The 18151-nt window shown below is 68.1% G+C and carries 18 protein-coding genes; 11 read left to right on the top strand and 7 right to left on the bottom strand.

The window, feature by feature from the left end; all coding sequences use genetic code 11:
• The first annotated feature begins 13 nt into the window (after positions 1–13).
• Positions 14–733 carry a DNA repair protein RecO gene (gene recO, locus AC5P7U_RS00675; protein ID WP_197564754.1) on the top strand — a complete coding sequence of 240 codons (720 nt, stop codon included), beginning with the start codon at positions 14–16 and terminating at the stop codon, positions 731–733.
• A gap of 535 nt (positions 734–1268) precedes the next feature.
• Here recO and AC5P7U_RS00670 read toward each other — a convergent pair.
• On the bottom strand, positions 1269–1997 hold the full coding sequence (locus tag AC5P7U_RS00670) for a response regulator (RefSeq protein WP_040009454.1): 729 nt from the start codon (positions 1995–1997) through the stop codon (positions 1269–1271).
• 127 nt (positions 1998–2124) lie between these two features.
• Between AC5P7U_RS00670 and rlmD the strand changes: the two genes are divergently transcribed.
• The 9 genes from rlmD to AC5P7U_RS00625 all read left to right on the top strand — a co-directional run bounded on the left by rlmD (position 2125) and on the right by AC5P7U_RS00625 (position 9456).
• Complete coding sequence (rlmD, locus tag AC5P7U_RS00665; protein WP_197564526.1) at positions 2125–3459, top strand: 23S rRNA (uracil(1939)-C(5))-methyltransferase RlmD; 1335 nt, start codon at positions 2125–2127, stop codon at positions 3457–3459.
• A 33-nt stretch (positions 3460–3492) separates the two neighbouring features.
• Positions 3493–3978 carry a CYTH domain-containing protein gene (locus AC5P7U_RS00660; protein WP_197564535.1) on the top strand — a complete coding sequence of 162 codons (486 nt, stop codon included), beginning with the start codon at positions 3493–3495 and terminating at the stop codon, positions 3976–3978.
• Positions 3979–4091: 113 nt separating this feature from the next.
• The gene (locus tag AC5P7U_RS00655; protein WP_006461214.1) at positions 4092–4787 is read left to right on the top strand and encodes a DsbA family oxidoreductase; all 696 of its coding nucleotides are present in this window, start codon (positions 4092–4094) and stop codon (positions 4785–4787) included.
• A 162-nt stretch (positions 4788–4949) separates the two neighbouring features.
• Positions 4950–5957, top strand: a complete 1008-nt coding sequence (nagZ, locus tag AC5P7U_RS00650; protein ID WP_006461212.1) for a beta-N-acetylhexosaminidase — start codon at positions 4950–4952, stop codon at positions 5955–5957.
• Positions 5957–6511 carry a hypoxanthine-guanine phosphoribosyltransferase gene (locus tag AC5P7U_RS00645; RefSeq protein ID WP_006461210.1) on the top strand — a complete coding sequence of 185 codons (555 nt, stop codon included), beginning with the start codon at positions 5957–5959 and terminating at the stop codon, positions 6509–6511. Before nagZ ends, AC5P7U_RS00645 begins: the two co-directional genes overlap by 1 nt.
• 82 nt (positions 6512–6593) lie before the next feature.
• The gene (locus AC5P7U_RS00640) at positions 6594–7340 is read left to right on the top strand and encodes an S-methyl-5'-thioinosine phosphorylase (protein ID WP_006461208.1); all 747 of its coding nucleotides are present in this window, start codon (positions 6594–6596) and stop codon (positions 7338–7340) included.
• Positions 7341–7428: 88 nt separating this feature from the next.
• Positions 7429–7635: a cold-shock protein gene (locus AC5P7U_RS00635; protein ID WP_005410590.1), complete on the top strand. Its 207-nt coding sequence runs from the start codon at positions 7429–7431 to the stop codon at positions 7633–7635.
• A gap of 101 nt (positions 7636–7736) precedes the next feature.
• Positions 7737–9005: an FAD-dependent monooxygenase gene (locus AC5P7U_RS00630; RefSeq protein WP_197564527.1), complete on the top strand. Its 1269-nt coding sequence runs from the start codon at positions 7737–7739 to the stop codon at positions 9003–9005.
• A 181-nt stretch (positions 9006–9186) separates the two neighbouring features.
• The gene (locus AC5P7U_RS00625) at positions 9187–9456 is read left to right on the top strand and encodes a hypothetical protein (protein WP_197564528.1); all 270 of its coding nucleotides are present in this window, start codon (positions 9187–9189) and stop codon (positions 9454–9456) included.
• 1 nt (position 9457) lies between these two features.
• On the opposite strand, the gene pdeM is transcribed toward AC5P7U_RS00625, so the two are convergent.
• Genes pdeM through AC5P7U_RS00605 form a run of 4 tightly spaced genes read right to left on the bottom strand, consistent with a single transcriptional unit; the run spans position 9458 to position 15147 of the window.
• Complete coding sequence (gene pdeM / locus AC5P7U_RS00620; RefSeq protein ID WP_197564529.1) at positions 9458–10099, bottom strand: ligase-associated DNA damage response endonuclease PdeM; 642 nt, start codon at positions 10097–10099, stop codon at positions 9458–9460.
• Positions 10089–12548 carry a ligase-associated DNA damage response DEXH box helicase gene (locus AC5P7U_RS00615; protein ID WP_197564530.1) on the bottom strand — a complete coding sequence of 820 codons (2460 nt, stop codon included), beginning with the start codon at positions 12546–12548 and terminating at the stop codon, positions 10089–10091. Before AC5P7U_RS00615 ends, pdeM begins: the two co-directional genes overlap by 11 nt.
• Positions 12545–14152 carry an ATP-dependent DNA ligase gene (locus AC5P7U_RS00610; RefSeq protein ID WP_197564531.1) on the bottom strand — a complete coding sequence of 536 codons (1608 nt, stop codon included), beginning with the start codon at positions 14150–14152 and terminating at the stop codon, positions 12545–12547. The genes AC5P7U_RS00615 and AC5P7U_RS00610 overlap by 4 nt, the downstream gene beginning before the upstream one ends.
• A complete protein-coding gene (locus AC5P7U_RS00605; protein ID WP_197564532.1) occupies positions 14149–15147 on the bottom strand; it encodes a ligase-associated DNA damage response exonuclease in 999 nt (332 codons plus the stop codon). Before AC5P7U_RS00605 ends, AC5P7U_RS00610 begins: the two co-directional genes overlap by 4 nt.
• A 113-nt stretch (positions 15148–15260) precedes the next feature.
• On the opposite strand from AC5P7U_RS00605, the gene AC5P7U_RS00600 reads away from it, so the two are divergent.
• Positions 15261–16898, top strand: a complete 1638-nt coding sequence (locus AC5P7U_RS00600) for an acyl-CoA dehydrogenase family protein (protein ID WP_197564533.1) — start codon at positions 15261–15263, stop codon at positions 16896–16898.
• Between the two features lie 279 nt (positions 16899–17177).
• On the opposite strand, the gene AC5P7U_RS00595 is transcribed toward AC5P7U_RS00600, so the two are convergent.
• Both AC5P7U_RS00595 and AC5P7U_RS00590 read right to left on the bottom strand, forming a co-directional pair.
• Entirely contained in the window at positions 17178–17588 is a 411-nt protein-coding gene (locus AC5P7U_RS00595) for a hypothetical protein (protein ID WP_006461120.1), read from the bottom strand.
• A 157-nt stretch (positions 17589–17745) separates the two neighbouring features.
• Entirely contained in the window at positions 17746–18087 is a 342-nt protein-coding gene (locus tag AC5P7U_RS00590; protein ID WP_006461107.1) for a hypothetical protein, read from the bottom strand.
• Positions 18088–18151 lie beyond the last annotated feature (64 nt).

Genomic DNA, 18151 nt, shown 5'->3' with positions numbered 1-18151 from the left:
CCCGGTCGCTTCGATGATGATCGAGGACGACACCGGCTTCGTGCTGCATGCACGGGCCTATCGCGAGACCAGCCTGCTGGTCGAGGTATTGAGCGCGCAGCATGGCCGCATCGGCCTGCTCGCGCGCGGTGTTTCAACGGCGAAGGGGCAGGTGCTGCGCGCCGCCCTGCAGCCGTTGCAGTGGATCCGTTTCAGTGCCCAGCAGCGCGGCGAGCTGGCGCAGCTGCGCGCTGCGGAGGCACTGGATGCCGCGCCGCGATTGGTTGGCCAGGCAATGCTGGCTGGTTTCTACCTGAGTGAACTGACCCTGCGCCTGGCGCCACGCCAGGACCCGTTGCCGGAGCTGTACCTCGCCTACGGTGAAGCGCGCGCGCGGCTGGCGGTGGGCGCGGGTCTGGCCTGGACGTTGCGCCGCTTCGAACGCGAGCTGCTGTCCGCGCTGGGCCTGGGTTTCGAACTGGACAGCGCCAGCGACGGCCAGCCGATCGACCCGGCTGCACGCTATGCATTGGACCCGCAGGAAGGGCCGCAACGGTTGCTGAGCGAGCGTGGCGGCGAGCGCCAGGCGGCGGCCACGGGCTCGGCGCTGCTGGCACTCGCGGCCGATGAAGAGCCTGACGCGGCCGACCTGGCCAGCCTACGCCTGCCGATGCGGCGGGTACTGGCCCATCATCTGGGGGCGCGAGGCCTGAAGTCCTGGGAACTGCTCGAGCAGCTCGCCCCCAGGCGTTGAGAGGTGTCCGGCAGGGCTTGCAGCCCTGCACCCGCCGAGGCCAAGGCAACAGCAACAGCAACAGCAACAGCGTGCATTCGGTGGGATGGCGGGGTGGGTCCGGTTGCGGGGGCCGCTGCAAGTACGTCCATGTAAGCTCGGTCGCCGCATCCATGCGGCTCACGCCCCCGCAACCGGACCCACCCCGCCTTCGACAGATTTCCGCAATCTGCAGTAGATCCACGCAATGCGTGGATGAATTTCCATCGGAATCGAATATTTCGAATTGGAATCGAAAAGCATCCACGCATGGCGTGGATCTACCGTGTCGACCAAGGTCGACACCTACCCACAGCCGCCGGAATCTGTCAGAGGTGGGGCGGTGTGGGTGGGCAGGACCGTTGGCGCCATGGATGGCGCCATCGAGCCCCCAGGGACGGGTTTACGGCGTGTCCTGACCACCCACACCGCCCCGCCATCCCACAGAATGTCGCTCTTGCTCTGGTCGTTGCCGTTGCATTGAGCAGGTGCAGGGCGCAGCCCTGCCGAACACCCCTCAGTGCAGCAGGGCAGCCACTGCGGCGCGGAACCCGTCCTGGGCCTGCCCCGACTCGGGCGCGTGATGCAGCTGGCGCACTGCCCGGCCCAGACGTGCCGCACCCACGAAGCCGCAACTCGCCTGCAGCCGATGCAACTGGCTGCGCAGTTGCCGCTCGTCATGCTGGTGCACCGCCTGCTCGACCGCGTCGCGCACGCCGGGCAACTCGGCCAGGAACAGTTCTCGCAGCGCGATCAGGTGGTTGCGCTGGCCATTCAGTGCGGCCAGTGCTGCGGTCTCGTCCCAGTCCTGCACCTGCAGCTCGACCGCTGCCGGGGCCTGGGCCACGAAGATGCCCGCCGGGCTGTTCACCAGGGCCCGGCGCACCGCCTTCAGCAGCTGGTCGCGGCCCAGCGGTTTGACCAGGGTGTCGCTGAAACCGGCTTCGCGCAGGCGGGCATGAATGGAGGTGTCGCCGTCGGCGGTATGCGCCAACGCCGGGGTATCGGGGTGTGAGCGGCGCAGTTCGCGCAGCAGCTGCGCGCCGTTGCCATCGGGCAGATTGACGTCGATCAGCCACAGGTCATGCGCGCCGGGCTCGGCGCTGGCCAGCGCGCTGGCCAGTGAGTCTGCGGTGTCCACATCCGCTGGTAACGTTTCCAATGCCGCCTTGAAAAAACCGCGGCTGATGATGTCGTCCTCGACAAGCAGGAAGCGGGGCCGGCTGGTCCGCGGGGTCATCTGCATCAGGGCTGCCTCCATGTCAGCTGGTCCAATCATCAAGCACGACGGCGACGGGCGCAAGCGGGTCCGGGCCCTGCCGGTCAGGATCTGCGACAATACGGCCCCATTTTTGCCCGCAGCCTGTCGCCACGTGGCCCGATCCCGCTCCCGCATCGACCGTACCCCGTTCCAGACCGAAATCCTCGACCTCAGCCATGATGGCCGCGGCGTCGCCCGCCGTGAAGGCGAGGGCGGCAAGGTCACCTTCATCAGCGGCGCCTTGCCGGGCGAGGTGGTGATGGCGGAACAGACCGCCCGCAGCCGCCATTTCGACGAGGCGCGCACGGTAGAAGTGCTGCAGGCCTCGCCGCAGCGTGTCACCCCCAAATGCCCGCACTTCGGTACCTGTGCTGGTTGCGTACTGCAGCATCTGGACGAAGACCAGCAGATCGTCGCCAAGCAGCGCGTGCTGATGGACAACCTGGAGCGCATCGGCCACGTGAAGCCGGGCACCGTGCTGGCGCCGCTGGTCGGCGAGAGCTGGGGCTACCGCCGCAAGGGCCGCTTCTCGGTGCGCCGGGTGGAGAAGAAGGACAAGACCCTGGTCGGTTTCCGTGAACAGGACCCGCGGTTCGTGGCCGACCTCGGCCAGTGCCTGACCGTGATTCCGGAGATCGGCACCAAGGTCGAGGCCCTGTCCACCTTCATCGAATCGCTCGATGGCAAGCGTGATATCCCGCAGATCGAATTCATCGCTGGCGACCAGGCCGTGGTCCTGACCGTGCGGCACCTGCAGCCGCTCAGCGATGCCGACCGCGCGGCCTGGGCCACCTTTGGCCAGCAGCATGGCTTCGTGATCTACCTGCAGTCCGGCGGCGTGGACACCGTGCAGCCGCTGGACGGGCAGGGCGTGCCGCTGTCGTTCCGGCTGGCACCGTGGGATGTCGAGCTGGCATTCCGCCCGCTGGACTTCATCCAGGTCAATGCCAAGCTCAACGAGAAGATGATCGCCCACGCCCTGGACCTGCTGGAACCGGGTGAGGACGAGCGCGTGCTGGACCTGTTCTGCGGCCTCGGCAACTTCACCCTGCCACTGGCCCGTCGCGTACGCGAAGTGGTCGGCGTGGAAGGCGATGCCGGCCTGGTCGCGCGTGCCCGCGAGAATGCCGAGCGCAACGGCCTGGCCAACGCGCAGTTCTTCAGTGCCGACCTGACCCAGGACCAGCGCAGCACCGCGTGGATGCGCCAGGGCTTCGACAAGCTGCTGCTCGACCCGCCGCGCTCGGGTGCGATCGAAGTGCTGCAGCAGCTGCCGCTGAAGCAGTTCAAGCGCATCGTCTATGTCAGCTGCCACCCGGGCTCGCTGGCGCGCGATGCCGGCTACCTGGTCAACGAACAGGGCTTCACCCTGGTCAGCGCCGGTGCCATGGACATGTTCCCGCACACCGCACACGTGGAAAGCATTGCGGTGTTCGAGAAGCGCTGACGGGCTGTCATGCCCATCGCGCATAATGGCGCGATGGGCATCGAAATCGAACGCAAATTCCTCGTCAGCAGCGATGACTGGCGCATCGCCGCGCACCGGGTGATCCCGATGGCGCAGGGCTACATCAACGACATGGGCGCGCTCGACCGTGGCACCCAGAACGCTTCGGTGCGCGTGCGTATCGAGGGCGACCGCGCCGCGCTGAACCTGAAGTCGCGCACCATCGGCCATACCCGGCAGGAATTCGACTACCCGATCCCGGTGGAGGACGCGCGCGCGCTGCTTGCACTGTGCGTAGGCGGGCTGATCGACAAGCGTCGCCATCTGGTGGACCACGCCGGGCTGACCTGGGAAGTGGACGAGTTCCTCGGCGACAACGCTGGTCTGGTCGTGGCCGAGGTCGAGCTGGACAGCGCCGACCAGGTCATCGACCTGCCGGACTGGGTGGGTGCCGAAGTGACCGACGACGCCCGCTACTACAACGTCGCCCTCGCCAGTCACCCCTATTCACAGTGGTGACCCCCCCAAAAGGGGACGGAGGTGATTAAGTCGACTTTACCCCGCCTGTGCGGAAAGCGGCTTGATCCCCTCCGTCCCCTTTTTTCGAAGGCCATGGCCCCCATGTGGTGGGGATGAGAATCGACATCTACTCCGACGTGGTCTGCCCCTGGTGCTGGATCGGCAAGCATCGTTTCCAGCAGGGCGTGCAGTTGCTGGGCGCCGACGCGCCTGAACTCGACATCCATTGGCAGCCGTTCCAGCTGGACCCGGACGCGGATGCGAAGCCGGTGCCGCTGCGCGAGGCCTATGTGCGCAAGTTCGGCGGTGTCGAGCGCACTGAGCAGATCCTCAACCAGACCCAGACCACCGCGCGCGCCGAAGGCCTGCCGATGGACTTCAGCCAGGGCCAGGTGCGGGTGACCACGCTGCCGGCCCACCGGGTGCTGTGGCTGGCCGGCCAGCATGGGGTGCAGGACGCGGTGGGCGAGGCGTTGTTCCGCGCCCATTTCGAGCAGGGCCAGAACCTGGCCGACAGCTCGGTACTGGTCAAGGCTGGCGTAGCCGGTGGCCTCGACGCGGGCGAGATCACCCAGATGCTGGCCTCCGACCGCGGCCTGGCGGAGGTCGAGGCAAAGCTGCAGGAAGCCCATGCACTGGGCATTTCCTCGGTACCGACGTTCGTCATCGACGGCCGCTGGGCCATTTCAGGCGCACAGCCGCCGGAGGCCTTCGCCAACGCGCTGCGCCAGATCGCGGCCGAGCAGGGTGCATCCGCGTCCCCGGCAGGGGGCGACGAGGCCTGCGGCCCGGACGGCTGCAAGGTCTGACCGGCCCCGAAAAGGGACGGAGGGGATCAAGTCGTTTCCAGCTCGTGAGGGCCGATTGCGGCTTAATCCCCTCCGTCCCCTTTTCGCGACCACTGCGCCTGTCGGCTGGTTCTGCGACAATGCGGCACTGCGCCATGCGGGCGCGCGTTGTGGAGATCGACCATGCTGCTGATCGGCGTTGCCGGCACCGAACTGACCGCCCAGGAACGTGACTGGCTACAGCACGATGCCGTGGCCGGGGTGGTGCTGTTCAAGCGCAACTTCGCCTCGCGCCAGCAGGTGACCGATCTGAGCGCGGCGATCCGCGCCGCCGCCCCGCGCCCACAGCTGATCTGCGTGGACCAGGAAGGCGGCCGTGTGCAGCGTTTCCGTGAAGGCTACAGCGAGCTGCCGCCGCTGCAGGAGATCGGCGCGCTTTACGCGACTGATCCGCAGCGAGCGCTGGTGCTGGCCGAACAGCACGCCTGGCTGATGGCCAGCGAGGTCCGCGCCAGCGGCGTGGACCTGAGCTTCGCGCCGGTGGTCGACCTCGGCCGTGGCAACCGTGCCATCGGCAACCGTGCCTTCAGTGAAGACCCGCAGGTGGTGGCCGCGTTCACCGCCGCCTACGTGCGTGGCATGCACGCCGTTGGCATGGCGGCCACGCTCAAGCATTTCCCTGGCCACGGCACGGTGCTGGAAGACACCCACGTGGACACCGCGATCGATCCGCGCGCGCTGGACGAGCTGCGTGCGCAGGACCTGGTGCCGTTCCAGGCCGGCATCGCCGCCGGTGCCGATGCGGTGATGATGGCGCACGTGATCTACCCGCAGGTGGCACCGGAACCGGCCGGCTATTCGCCGCGCTGGATCCAGGACATCCTGCGCGGCGAGCTCGGCTTCCGTGGCGTGGTGTTCTCCGACGATATCGGCATGGCCGCCTCGCACAGCGCCGGCGGCGTGCCGGCGCGCGTGCATGCACACCTGGATGCCGGTTGCGATGTGGTGCTGGTCTGCCACCCGGAACTGGTCGATGAAGCCCTGCACGCCGTGCAGGGACGCTCCCTCAATACTGCTGCGCTGCTGGGGCTGCTTGGCCGCGGCGCGCTCGGCTGGGACGGCCTGCTGGCCGATGCCCGCCATGGCGACACCCAATCCCGTCTGCTTGAAACCCTTGGAAGAACCGTCTGATGCCCAACCTCACCATTTCCCAGGCCCTGGCCCAGGCTGACCTGCTGGTCGACCGTCCCACCATCGACAAGGCCATCGCTGGTATCGCCGACGCCATTGCGCGCGATTACAAGGGCGAGGTGCCGCTGTTCCTGTCGATCATGCACGGCGCGCTGCCGTTCGCCGGCCAGCTGGCGCTGGAACTGGGCGCGCGTGGCCAGGACGTGCAGTTCGATTACCTGCACGCCACCCGCTACCGCGGTGAAACCACCGGCGGCGACCTGGTCTGGAAGCACAAGCCGGCCACCTCGCTGTTCGGCCGCCGCGTGCTGCTGATCGACGACATCCTCGACGAGGGCTACACCCTGCAGGGCGTGCGCACCTGGTGCCTGGAGCAGGGCGCGACCGACGTGCGCATCGCTGCGATGACAGTGAAGAAGCACGACCGCGCGCTGCCGGACGTGGTCGCCGACTACGCCGGCATCGAACTGCCGGACCGCTACGTGTTCGGCTTCGGCATGGACGTCAACGAAACCCTGCGCTGCGTGCCGGCCATCTACGCGATGAAGGAATAACGCCGCCGCCGCCCGCGGCGCGTGTTCTTCTGCCGCCGGCATCCTCGGGTGCCGGCGTTCGTCTTTTCATGGAGTGCTTCGAATGCAACAGATCGCCCTGGCCGTGATCGGCGGTACCGGTGTCTACAACCTGGCCAAGCTCGACGACGTGCAGACCCACGAGGTCGACACCCGCTTCGGCCGCCCGTCCGGCCCGGTACGCGTGGGGACGCTGCTCGGCCATCGCGTGGCGTTCCTGGCGCGGCATGGTGAAGGCCACTCGCTGCCGCCGCACAAGATCAACTACCGCGCCAACCTGGCGGCGCTGCAGCAGCTTGGCGCGCAGCGGGTGCTGGCATTGAACACGGTCGGTGGCATCACCGAGGACTTCGGCCCGCGCGTGCTGGCCTGCCCGGACCAGATCATCGACTACACCTGGGGCCGCATCAGCACGATCTGTGAAGAAGAAGGCACCGACGTCGTCCACGTCGATTTCGGCCATCCGTACACGCCGATGCTGCGCAGCAAGATCCTGGCCGCCGCGAAAGTGACCGGTGTCACGGTCCATGACGGCGGCTGCTACGGCGCCACGCAGGGCCCGCGTTTGGAAACCATCGCCGAAATCGCCCGCATGCGCCGTGATGGCTGCGACCTGGTGGGCATGACCGGCATGCCGGAAGCCGCACTGGCACGGGAGCTGGGGCTGGATTACGCCTGCCTGGCCATCATCGCCAACTGGGCCGCCGGCTGTGGAGATGGCGAGGAGATTACGATGGCCGAAGTGCTGGCCAACGTGCAGGCGGCGAGCAACGGACTTCCGGAACTGGTGGGCGAATTGGCACGGGGGTGATTGTCTTCCCTGAGCAAGCTTTGCATACTCAGCTTGTGCGCGGGTTCAGCGTACACCACCCATTCATTGCATAAGGTCTCGCATCACCATGCCGAACGGTACCGTCAAGTGGTTCAACGACGCCAAGGGATTTGGCTTCATCTCGCCGGAGGATGGCAGCGCCGACGTGTTCGCGCACTTCTCCGCCATCAACTCCAAGGGCTTCCGCAGCCTGCAGGAAGGCCAGCGTGTCACCTATGACGTGACCCAGGGCCCGAAGGGTGCCCAGGCTTCGAACATCACGCCGGCCGAGTGATCCACTCGACAGTGCGTTGAAAACCCCGCTCCGGCGGGGTTTTTTTTGCGCAGCTGTCCACATTCCGGTCGTCATCTGCCGGCCTCGGGCACAATGCAGGCATGAAGGAACGACTGCGCATCGCCGTGATTGGCTACGGCACCGCTGGACAGGCCTTGTCCATCCTGCTCACCCGTGATGGTCATGAGGTGGACATTTTCGAGCGCGTGCCCACGCCTGGGCCGGTCGGCGCAGGCTTCCTGCTGCAGCCCAGTGGCCTGCAGGTGCTGTGGCAGATGGGCCTGCTCGACGCCGTGCGCGCGCATGCCGCACCGGTGCACCGCCTGTACGGCGATACGCCGTGCGAGCGCGCGGTGATGGACATGCGCTACGACGGCCTGGACGCGCGCCTGCATGGGCTGGGCATGCAGCGCGGCGCGTTGTTCTCGCTGCTGGATGAAGCGCGGGACGGCGCAGGGCAATTGCATGCCGGCATCACGATTACCGGAGTGGATGCCGAACAGGGCCGCCTGCGCGACGGCGAAGGCCGCACGCATGGCCCGTTCGACCTGGTGGTGGCTGCGGATGGCGCAGCGTCGACGCTGCGCAGCACCATTGCCACGGGTGCCGGGCTGGATCGCGTGTATCCGTGGGGCGCGCTGTGGTGCCTGCTGCCGGCCGAAGACTGGCCACACGTGCAGGAGTTGCGCCAGCGCTACGTGGCCGCGCGCAAGATGATCGGTCTGCTGCCGGTGGGCACCTGTCCGGGTGACGACACGCCGCGCCTGAGCTTTTTCTGGAGCCTGCCGCGTACCGATTTCGAGCGCTGGCAAAACCATGGCATGCCGTCCTGGCTGGAGGAACTGCACACGCTGTGGCCGCAGGCCGCTGCGCGCTTCGCCCACCTGCGTGATGCCGGCCAACTGGCGCGCGCGGTCTATCGCGATGCGGTGATGTCGCGCTGGCACCAGGGGCGCCTGGTGCTGGCCGGTGATGCCGCGCACGCGATGAGTCCGCAGCTGGGGCAGGGCGTGAACATGGCGCTGCTCGATGCGCTGGCGCTGCGCGATGCGGTGCGCATCCATGGTGGTGGCACGGCCGCGCTGCTGGCCTACCAGGCGCAGCGGCGCGCGCATGTGGCGGTGTACCAGCGCTGGAGCCGATGGCTGACGCCGTTGTTCCAGTCCGACCGCGATGCCTGGGCGAAGGCGCGTGATGTGCTGCTCGGTCCGATGGGGCGCCTGCCGGGCGGTCGCAGCCACATGCTGCGCGTGCTGAGCGGCACGCAGCATGGCTGGTTCGGTTCGCTCGCGCTGGATCCTGCCTTCATCAAGGCGCTGGGCAGCGCAGCCGAAACGCCTCGCACTGGCGCTGCAATCGCAGGCGTGTGAAGTAGGCCGTCACGTGAATTAACGGTTGCCTCACCGTGGTTGTGCGACAAGAGGGGAGCACGCGACAGCCGCGTCGCCCGTTTTCCTTTCCGTGATCAACATCGCGCGTGGCCCGGGTGGCGCCGCCGTTGCGGCCTGCTGCGGCCCGGACGTGCCGCCGGATGTTGAAGAGGAGGACGCCATGTTGTTCGCGGTCGAAGAGCTGGAATCGGAAATCTGCAAGCTGCGCGGCCTGTTGCAGATGCTGCACGAGGACCAGCCCGACGTACTGGAGGACGTGTTCGAGTTCCATGTCGGCAGCCTGATCAGCCATGCATCACCGGAACACCATGCACGCATCCGTACCTGCGCGCAGGAAATGCTGGTGGCGATCCAGGCCCTGCCGCGACGACGTGACGATGACACGGCGGATTTCCGCCTGATGCCGGCGCTGGGCCTGCGACCGTCCTGATTCAGCGCGCGGGCAGTTGCACCAGGCCGCCGTCGACGCAGGCGATCATCTGCTCGCCGCGGATAGGCACAGGCACGATGCCAGCGGTGAATGCGGAGAACGCGGGCAGGATCGTCATCCGCTCGCGCAGCCAGAATGCAGGAAATCGCCGCCGCAACGAGGGCAGTGCGACCTGCGGGTGCAGATGCCCTGCGATCACGTGCATTGCCGCGTCCGGCACCGGCTCATGGCGAAGCAGGAACGGCGCCAGCCCGATCTCATCGTGGATCTGTACCTGCAGCTGCGCGTGCGGCAGCTGCCGATCGTGATTGCCGCGCAGTACGTGCACGTCCAGCCCGGCATTGCGTTCGCGCCAGCCCAGCCATTGCTGGTACCAGGCCGCGCGATGCGCGGGCCCATGCAGGATGTCGCCGAGAATCCACAGTTCGCGGCAGGCGCGCGTGTCCAGCAGTGACTGCAGGCGTTGCAGGTCGTCGGCGGTGCCGCCGCGGGGCAGGGCGATGCCGGCACGACGGAACACGTCGGCCTTTCCGAGGTGCAGGTCGGCGATCAGCAGCGCCTGCCGCGCCGGCCAGTACAGCGCACGTGCGCCGATCAGAACCATGGTTTCACCGGCAAGCTGCACGGGCAGTTCATCGGCCATGGCGGCGTTCCAGTTGCTGTGCCGCGCGCTGCACGCGTGTGCGCCAGTCTTCGTTGCTGAACTGCCCGCGCAGACGCTCGGCCCACAAGGGAAAGCCCAGTGGCGTCAGCGACGCCGGACGCTGCACCGACAGCGCCTGCGTACTGATGCGTGCCAGCACCTGCTGCAGGCCAGGCAGGTCCAGGCTGTCATGCAGCACCTCGTGTTCGGCCAGCGCCAGCAGCAGATGGTCCGGATCGTGTTCGCGAAGCACGTCGTACAGCAGGCCCGCCGAGGCCTGCAGCTGGCGAAGCGAACGCGGCATGCCGCCGGGCAGGCTGGGCACCAGCAGGCCCGCCACGCGCGCGATGCCGCGGAACTGGCGTCGTGCCAGCTCGCCCAGGTTCACGGCTGCACGCAGATCGTCCAGCAACCGATCACCGGTGAACAGCGTGCGCCACTGCGCTGTGTCCAGCTCGATGGCCTGCGCCGGTGCCAGCACCAGGCCATGGTCGTTCACCGCATAGCCGATGCTGTTGCGCTGCAGGCGCGTGCAACGCAGCGCCAACAGGGCCGCCAGTGCCTCGTGTACGTGACGGCCGGCAAAGGGATAGACGAACAGGAACTGGCCGTCGCGGCGGCGTACGTCCTCCACCAGCAGATGATCGGGCGCGGGCCGCGCCGACATGCGTTGCTGCAGGGCCAGCAGCGGAGCCAGCCATCGTGATTCCGCACTGTCATCGGCGCCGGACAGGACCGACTCCAGTTCGCGGCCCAGCGCCATCGACAGCGGCAACTGGCCGCCCTGCCAGCGCGGCACGACGCCGTCACCGCGCCCGCGTGCCAATCGCACGAAGGCGGTCATGTCGCGCAGCTGCACCAGCTCCAGCAGGCGCCCGGCGAACTGGAAGCGATCTCCACGGCGCAGGCGGCTGGCGAACTGTTCCTCGACCGCGCCCAGGCCACCGCCGCGCAGGAACTGTACCCGCACGCTGCCATCGCTGCTGATGGTGCCGATCGAGAGCCGATGACGCAGCGCCTGGCGACGGTCGTGCATGCGATAGCAACCGTCGCCATCGCGTACCACCTTGTGGAAGTCGGGGTACTGGGCCAGCGCCTGGCCACCCTGCACGATGAATGTCAGCACGGCCTGCCACTGCTCTTCACCGAGCGTGGCAAAGGCGTGGGTGCGCTGTACCTGCGCCAGCAACGCGTCGCTGTGGAAGCCGCCGGCCAACGCGCGGCTGACCGCATGCTGGGCCAGCACATCCAGCGACAGTGTCGGTGGCCTGCGCGCCTCGACCACGCCCTCAGCCAGTGCACGGCGCACGGCGGCGTACTCGGCCAGCTCCAGCGCGTGGCTGGGTATGCAGAGGATGGCGCCGCCGGCTCCGGGTCGATGGCGTGCGCGTCCGGCGCGTTGGCGCAGGCGTGCCACGCCCTTCGGGCTGCCCAGCTGCAGCACCTGTTCAACCTCGGGGAAGTCCACGCCGAGGTCGAGGCTGGAGGTCGCGACCACGCAACGCAACGTGCCCGCACGCAGGCCATCTTCCACCTGCTGGCGCAGCGCCGGATCCAGCGAGCCATGATGCAGTGCCAGCGTATCCGGGTCTTCCGGCCAGACTGCCGCCAGCGCCTGATGCCAGAGTTCGGCCTGCGCGCGGGTGTTGGTGAACAGCAGGCTGCTGCGCGCCTGCATCAGCGCTTCCAGTACGCGCGGCAGCTGCGCCAGGCCGAGATGCCCGGCCCACGGGAAGCGCTCGCCGGGCTCGGGCAGCAGGCTGCGAACGGTGATCGCGCGCGGGCGTACGCCCTGCACGATCGGTGCATCCGGCTGCCCAGGCAGCAGCACGTCGCGCGCCTCCTGCAGATTGCCCAGCGTGGCCGACAGCCCCCACAGCTGCAGTGCAGGCGCGGCCTCGCGCAGCACGGCCAGGTTCAGCTGCAGCAGGACGCCCCGCTTGTTGCCCAGCAGTTCGTGCCACTCATCCACCACCACGCAGCGCAGCTGGCGCATGCGCGGCAGCGTATCCGGATAACTCAGCAGAAGCGCCAATGATTCCGGTGTGGTCACCAGCACGTCGACGCGGCCCTCGCGCGCCTGCCGCCGCTCGCGGTTGCTGGCATCACCGCTGCGCAGGCCCACCCGCCATCCCAGTCCCAGCCCGTCGACCACCGCCTGAAGGGCGCGCGCGGTGTCGCTGGCCAGTGCGCGCAACGGCGTCACCCACAGCACCTGCAGCGGCCGTACCGCGCTGGCACGCCGCGGCGATGCGGGTGGGTCGATCATCGCCTGCAGCAGCGGCCCACCGAACATGGCCAGCGTCTTGCCGCTGCCGGTGGGCGTGTGCAGCACGCCCGATTCACCGGCCAGGTAGTGCCGCCACATCGCGCGCTGGAACGGCAATGAGCGCCAGCCGCGGGCCGCGAACCAGTCCTCCAGCCGACGCAGCGCCTGGCTGCGGGTCATCGCGCCAGCGCCTGCAGCGTGGCCAGCTGATCAGCCTCGCTGGCCGGCTTGTCGTGGCGCCAGCGCAGGATGCGCGGAAAGCGCACGGCAACGCCCGACTTGTGCCGTGAACTCTGGTTGACCGCTTCGAAGCCCAGTTCAAAGACCTGTTCGGCGCGCACGCTGCGTACAGGTCCGAAGCGCTCGCGGGTGTTGGCGCGGATCCAGCGGTCGAGTGCGAGGATTTCCTTGTCGTCCAGGCCCGAGTAAGCCTTCGCCACCGGCACCAGGGTGTCGCCATCCCAGACCCCGAACGTGTAGTCGGTGTACAGCGTGCTGCGGCGGCCGTGTCCGGCCTGCGCGTACAGCAGCACGGCATCGATCGTGAGCGGGTCGACTTTCCATTTCCACCAGTCGCCGCGGCGTCGCCCGGCCTGGTAGGGCGAGCCACGTCGTTTCAGCATCAATCCTTCCACGCCGCGTTCGCGCGCCAGCTCGCGCATCGCGGCGGCGTGCGCCCAATCGTCGGCCACCACCTCGGGCGACAGCTGGATGCGGGTATCGCCCAGCCCGCCGATGACCTCTGCCAGCCGCAGGCGTCGCTGCTGCAACGGCAACGCGCGCAGATCCTCTCCGTCGAGTTCAAGCAGGTCATAGGCGAGCACGCGCACTGGCGTGTTGCGCAGCGTGGCGGCACCGGGCTTGCGACGCTGGATGCGGGTCTGCAGCGCAGTGAAGGCGCGCGGCAGGTCGTCGCTCTCGTCCCAGGCCAGCAGCTCGCCGTCCAGTACGCACCCATCGGGCAGGGCCAATGCAGCCTGTTCGATCTCAGGGAAGCGACCATCCAGCCGTTCCTCGCCGCGTGACCACAGGGCTGTTTCGCCGCGCCGCCGCAGCAGCTGCAGGCGGATGCCGTCCCACTTCCATTCCAGCATCCAGTCGTCGATCGGGCCGAGACGGTCTTCCGGGTCGCCTTCGAGGGGCGAGGCGAGGAAGAACGGGTAGGGCTGCTGCCGGTCCAGTGGCAGCTCGTCCGGTGACAGCAGCTGGTCCAGCAGCCCGGGTGAGGGGACCCATTCGCCGAGCATGCGCTGGGCGATGCGTGCGATGTCCAGGCCCGACCATTCGGCAAGCGCCTGCTGCACCAGTCGCTGCGAAACACCGACACGCAGTGCGCCGGTCAGCAGCTTGTTGAACACCAGCCGTTCGCCGCTGCACAGCTGCTGCCAGCCGGTGACCACCGCCGCGCGGCGTACCGGCTCGGCCTGGTTGGCCACGACCAGCAGGTGCTGTTCGATCCAATCGGCGAGGGGCCGGTCGGCAGCAGGTTGCGGGGGATCGTCCAGCAGCAGGGTAAGTGTTTCGGCCAGGTCACCGACCTGCGCATAGCTATCTTCGACCAGCCACGGTGGCAGACCCGATTGTTCGGCAATCCAGGCGCGAAGTTCGCCGCTTGCCGCGATCTTCCTGCGCGCGCCGCCGACCTTGCCGCCACTGAGCAGGTACAGCGCCCACGCCGCGTCATGCGCACGTGCCTGGCGGAAGTAATCGACCAGCGCCGCACGCTTGTCCAGCGTAGCGGTGCTGCGGTCCAGCCGCTGGTAGAGCGCGGCGAAGGCTTTCATTCCTCGCTCCCGAAGTCGGTACGGAAGGCTTCAGCAGCGACCCCGCGCTCGCGCAGGAAGGGGATCAGCGCGTCGGTGTTGCCATGGGTGGCGATCACCCGCTGCGCGCCGGTCTGTTCGATGGTCTGCAGCAGCGCAGGCCAATCGGCATGGTCGGAAATGACGAAACCTCGATCGACATTGCGCCGGCGCCGATTGCCGCGCAGCTGCATCCAGCCGGACGCGAAGCCCAGCTGATGGCGGCCGAAGCGACGCATCCACGGCGTGCCCGCAGCCGAGGGTGGCGCGAGGATCAACTGGCCGGCTGCATCCGGCTGGCGGCCCAGCTCGGCGACGGTGTGCGTCTCCAGCATCGGTACGCCGGCCTGCCGGTAGACCGCTACGCCGTTGGCAATGGCGCCATGCAGCCAGGCCGGACGATCATCCAGCGGCAACAGTTCGGTCAGCACCCGCTGTGCCTTGCCCAGTGCGTAGCACAGCAGGATCGCGGCCTCGCCACGCTGTTCGCATTCGCGGCGCCACGCCAGGATCTCGGCAGCGACTGCCGGCGTGTCCGGCCAACGGTAGATCGGCAGCGCGAAGGTGGCCTCGGTGATGAAGGTATCGCAGGGCACGACTTCGAACGGCGTACAGGTCGGATCAGGCTGGCGCTTGTAGTCGCCGGACGCCACCCAGACCTGCTGCCCGTCATCGATACGGACCTGCGACGAACCCAGCACATGCCCGGCCGGGTGCAGCGATACCTGTACCCGCCCCAGCCGGAACGGCACACCCTCGGCATGTGCCTGCACCGGGACGTCACCCAGGCGCCAGCGCAGGATCGGCAGAGTCCCTTCGCTGCAGTGGTATTCACCCATGCCCGGGCGCGCGTGATCACCATGGCCATGGGTGATGACCGCGCGCGGCACCGGCCGCCAGGGATCGATGTGGAAGTCACCGGCGGCGCAGTACAGCCCCTCCGGGCGCAGGACCACCAGATCGTCGTTGCCTGTCATGCAGCAACTTTGGCGGCTGCCTCGTGCACGGGGTGAGAACCGGCCTGAACGCGGGCTTGGCAGGCGATGCGGCACAATCGGAGCGCACACTTCTTGCCGCCAGGACGGACCGGATGAGTGGACCCAGCATCAGCAGCAATGCCCCCTTTGAAACCCATGTGGTGCTGAACCAGCCGCCACCGTTCGCCGGCCGACAGCTGTGGACCGATGATGTGGCGTTGATGGACGCGGTGCAGCGGGAGGGCGCCGGCGGCTTCGCGCCGCGCCTGGCGGTATACGGCGCGCTGGCCGGTGACGAACTGTACCGTCTCGGCTTCGATGCCAATCGTGATCGGCCACGACTGCGCACGCATGATGCGCAGGGCCATCGCATCGATACCGTGGAGTTCCATCCGGCCTACCACCAGCTGATGGGCACGGCGAAGCGGCATGGCGTGGCTGGACTGTCGTGGCACGAGCCGCAGCCCGGTGCGCATGTCGCGCGCGCGGCCCTGAGCTACCTGCATCACCAGGCCGAGGCGGGCACCAGCTGCCCGTTGACCATGACCCACGCCGCAGTGGCGGTGCTGAGCCCGCACCTGCATCTGGCCGAGTGGTCGCGCAAGGCCGCTGCGCCGGTCTACGACCCACGCGACGTGCCGGTGGCGGACAAGGCCGGCATCACCCTGGGCATGGGCATGACCGAGAAGCAGGGCGGCTCGGACGTGCGGGCCAACAGCACGCGCGCCGAACCGGTCGATGGCGAGCGCTATCGCCTGGTCGGCCACAAGTGGTTCTTCTCCGCACCCATGTGCGATGGCTTCCTGGTTTTGGCACAGGCGCCTGGTGGGCTGACCTGCCTGCTGATGCCGCGCCGGTTGGCCGATGGCGACCGCAATGCGTTCCGGTTGATGCGGTTGAAGGACAAGCTGGGTGACTGGGCCAATGCGTCCAGCGAAGTCGAGTTCTGTGGCGCACAGGCGTGGCGCGTGGGCGAGGAGGGGCGCGGTGTGGCCACCATCATCGGCATGGTGATGATGACCCGCCTGGATTGCATGCTGGGCGCTGCGGCGGAGATGCGCATGGCATTGGCACAGGCCCTGCACCATGCGCGCCATCGACGTACCTTCGGCACGCTGCTGGTCGATCACCCGCTGATGGCCAACGTGCTGGCCGATCTGGCGCTGGAGTCGGAAGCGGCCACGGTGTTGTCGATGCGTATCGCGCGCGCGGTGGATCGTGCCGGCGTGGATGGCAATGAAGCGGCACTGGCGCGGCTCGGCACGGCCCTGGGCAAATATTGGGTATGCAAGCGTGCGGCCGCGTTCGTCAATGAAGCACAGGAATGCCTGGGCGGCGCCGGCTACGTCGAGGAATCGATGTTGCCGCGGCTGTACCGGCAGGCACCGTTGAATTCGATCTGGGAGGGCAGCGGCAACATCCAGTGCCTGGACGTGCTGCGCGCGCTGGCACGTGAGCCCGAGGCGATGGTGGCGCTGCGCGGTGAACTGGCCGCGGTGGCCGATCGTGATGCGCGCTATGCGGCCGCCCTGCAGCGCTGGGCGGCGGCACCGCCGCCGGAAGAATCGCAGGCGCGGATGTTCTGCGAGCGCACAGCGCTGCTGCTGCAGGCGGCGCTGCTGTTGCGTGCGCGCAGTCCGATGGCCGAGGCATTCGTGCGTAGTCGTTTGCAAGGGGAGCATGGGCTGGCATTCGGGACGCTGCCGGCGGGGCTGGATCTGTCGGGGATGCTGGCGCGCGCGTTGCCGTAGGCGGCGGCCAACGGCGGAGCCCCTCGTGGTGGGCGCTGATATCGGCGGTGGCCGCGCGAGTGGGTTGCGCAGGGTACGCCGTGAACCCGTCCTTGGGGCCTTGGCCGCGGCATCCATGCCGCGGACACCCCTGCGCAACCCACTCGCGCGGCCTCGGAAGGTTTCCGTACCGTCCACCACGGAATCAACAGAAAGAGCAGAGAGCGGAAAGCAGAAAAGCCGCGGCAGTGCCGCGGCTTTTCCTGTGACGCCGAGCGCATGCCCGGCTGCCGGTACGCCTCAGTGCTTGGCTTCTTCCTTGGCGGCGTTGGCCTTCGCGTCATTGGCGACATCGCGCGCCTTGTCGGCGACCTTCTGGGCGGCGTTGGCGGTAGCGTCGCTGGCGTGAGCCGCGGCGTCGGTGGCAGCGTCCTTGGCCTTGTCGGCGGCATTGGCGGTGGCGTCTGCGGCCTTGTCCAGCGCCTGCTGGGTATCGGCAGCGGCCTGTTCGGAGGCGGCGGCGGTCTTGTCGGCGGCTTCGCGGGTGGCGGCAGCGGCCTTGTCGACAGCGTCACGGGCGGCAGCGCCAGCGCTGTCGGCGGCCTGCTGTGCGTCCTGCTTGGCCTGTTCGGCTTCCGGGCCCTTGCAGGCGGCCAGCGCCAGCAGCAGGGAGGCAGCCAGCAGGGTGGTGGTGATCGGACGAATCTTCATGGCGGTCTCCGGTGCTGCAATGGATGGGGACGCCAGCCTATTCATGCCGTTGTGAAGACGGGGTGGCGATGCACTGGCTCAACCGCCTGCATCGGCGCAAAGAAAAAGCCGCTGGCGAACCAGCGGCTTTTCCAGAACAGCGTGAAGAAAGAAGTTATTACTTCTTGGCTTCTTCAGCAGCGTCCTTGGCCTTCTCGGCGGTGCCTTCGGCAGCCTTGGCAGCGTCGGCAGCAGCGCCGGCAGCAGCGTCGGTGGCAGCAGCGCCAGCCTGGGCAGCGGCGTCAGCCGAAGCGTCAGCAGCGGTGGCGGCGGTGTCAGCGGCCTGCTGGGCAGCGTCGGCGGTCTGGGCGCCAGCAGCGGCGGCCTGGTCGGCAGCAGCCTGGGCTTCGGTGGCGGCTTCGTTGGCCGAAGCAGCGGCGTCCTGGGCAGCTTCCTGCTTCGAGCAGGCGGCCAGGGCCAGAGCCAGGGACATCGCGACCAGCAGCTTGTTGATGCTCATTGTGTAAATCCTCGTCGTTAGAATTAGGCAACGCGCATGCTGCGCGCCGACAACATGATGACAA

This window comes from Stenotrophomonas sp. YJH_SMC_57 (assembly GCF_059369755.1).
The sequence above is the reverse complement of the archived record's forward strand: the minus strand, read 5'-3'. Positions and strand labels throughout refer to the sequence as shown.

Excerpts from the sequence above, each read along its gene's own strand:
- recO (WP_197564754.1), top strand. The coding sequence starts at position 14 with ATGATGATCGAGGACGACACCGGCTTCGTGCTGCATGCACGGGCCTAT.
- AC5P7U_RS00670 (WP_040009454.1), bottom strand. The coding sequence starts at position 1,997 with ATGCAGATGACCCCGCGGACCAGCCGGCCCCGCTTCCTGCTTGTCGAG.
- AC5P7U_RS00660 (WP_197564535.1), top strand. The coding sequence starts at position 3,493 with ATGGGCATCGAAATCGAACGCAAATTCCTCGTCAGCAGCGATGACTGG.
- AC5P7U_RS00655 (WP_006461214.1), top strand. The coding sequence starts at position 4,092 with ATGAGAATCGACATCTACTCCGACGTGGTCTGCCCCTGGTGCTGGATC.
- nagZ (WP_006461212.1), top strand. The coding sequence starts at position 4,950 with ATGCTGCTGATCGGCGTTGCCGGCACCGAACTGACCGCCCAGGAACGT.
- AC5P7U_RS00645 (WP_006461210.1), top strand. The coding sequence starts at position 5,957 with ATGCCCAACCTCACCATTTCCCAGGCCCTGGCCCAGGCTGACCTGCTG.
- AC5P7U_RS00640 (WP_006461208.1), top strand. The coding sequence starts at position 6,594 with ATGCAACAGATCGCCCTGGCCGTGATCGGCGGTACCGGTGTCTACAAC.
- AC5P7U_RS00635 (WP_005410590.1), top strand. The coding sequence starts at position 7,429 with ATGCCGAACGGTACCGTCAAGTGGTTCAACGACGCCAAGGGATTTGGC.
- AC5P7U_RS00630 (WP_197564527.1), top strand. The coding sequence starts at position 7,737 with ATGAAGGAACGACTGCGCATCGCCGTGATTGGCTACGGCACCGCTGGA.
- AC5P7U_RS00625 (WP_197564528.1), top strand. The coding sequence starts at position 9,187 with ATGTTGTTCGCGGTCGAAGAGCTGGAATCGGAAATCTGCAAGCTGCGC.
- pdeM (WP_197564529.1), bottom strand. The coding sequence starts at position 10,099 with ATGGCCGATGAACTGCCCGTGCAGCTTGCCGGTGAAACCATGGTTCTG.
- AC5P7U_RS00615 (WP_197564530.1), bottom strand. The coding sequence starts at position 12,548 with ATGACCCGCAGCCAGGCGCTGCGTCGGCTGGAGGACTGGTTCGCGGCC.
- AC5P7U_RS00610 (WP_197564531.1), bottom strand. The coding sequence starts at position 14,152 with ATGAAAGCCTTCGCCGCGCTCTACCAGCGGCTGGACCGCAGCACCGCT.
- AC5P7U_RS00605 (WP_197564532.1), bottom strand. The coding sequence starts at position 15,147 with ATGACAGGCAACGACGATCTGGTGGTCCTGCGCCCGGAGGGGCTGTAC.
- AC5P7U_RS00600 (WP_197564533.1), top strand. The coding sequence starts at position 15,261 with ATGAGTGGACCCAGCATCAGCAGCAATGCCCCCTTTGAAACCCATGTG.
- AC5P7U_RS00595 (WP_006461120.1), bottom strand. The coding sequence starts at position 17,588 with ATGAAGATTCGTCCGATCACCACCACCCTGCTGGCTGCCTCCCTGCTG.
- AC5P7U_RS00590 (WP_006461107.1), bottom strand. The coding sequence starts at position 18,087 with ATGAGCATCAACAAGCTGCTGGTCGCGATGTCCCTGGCTCTGGCCCTG.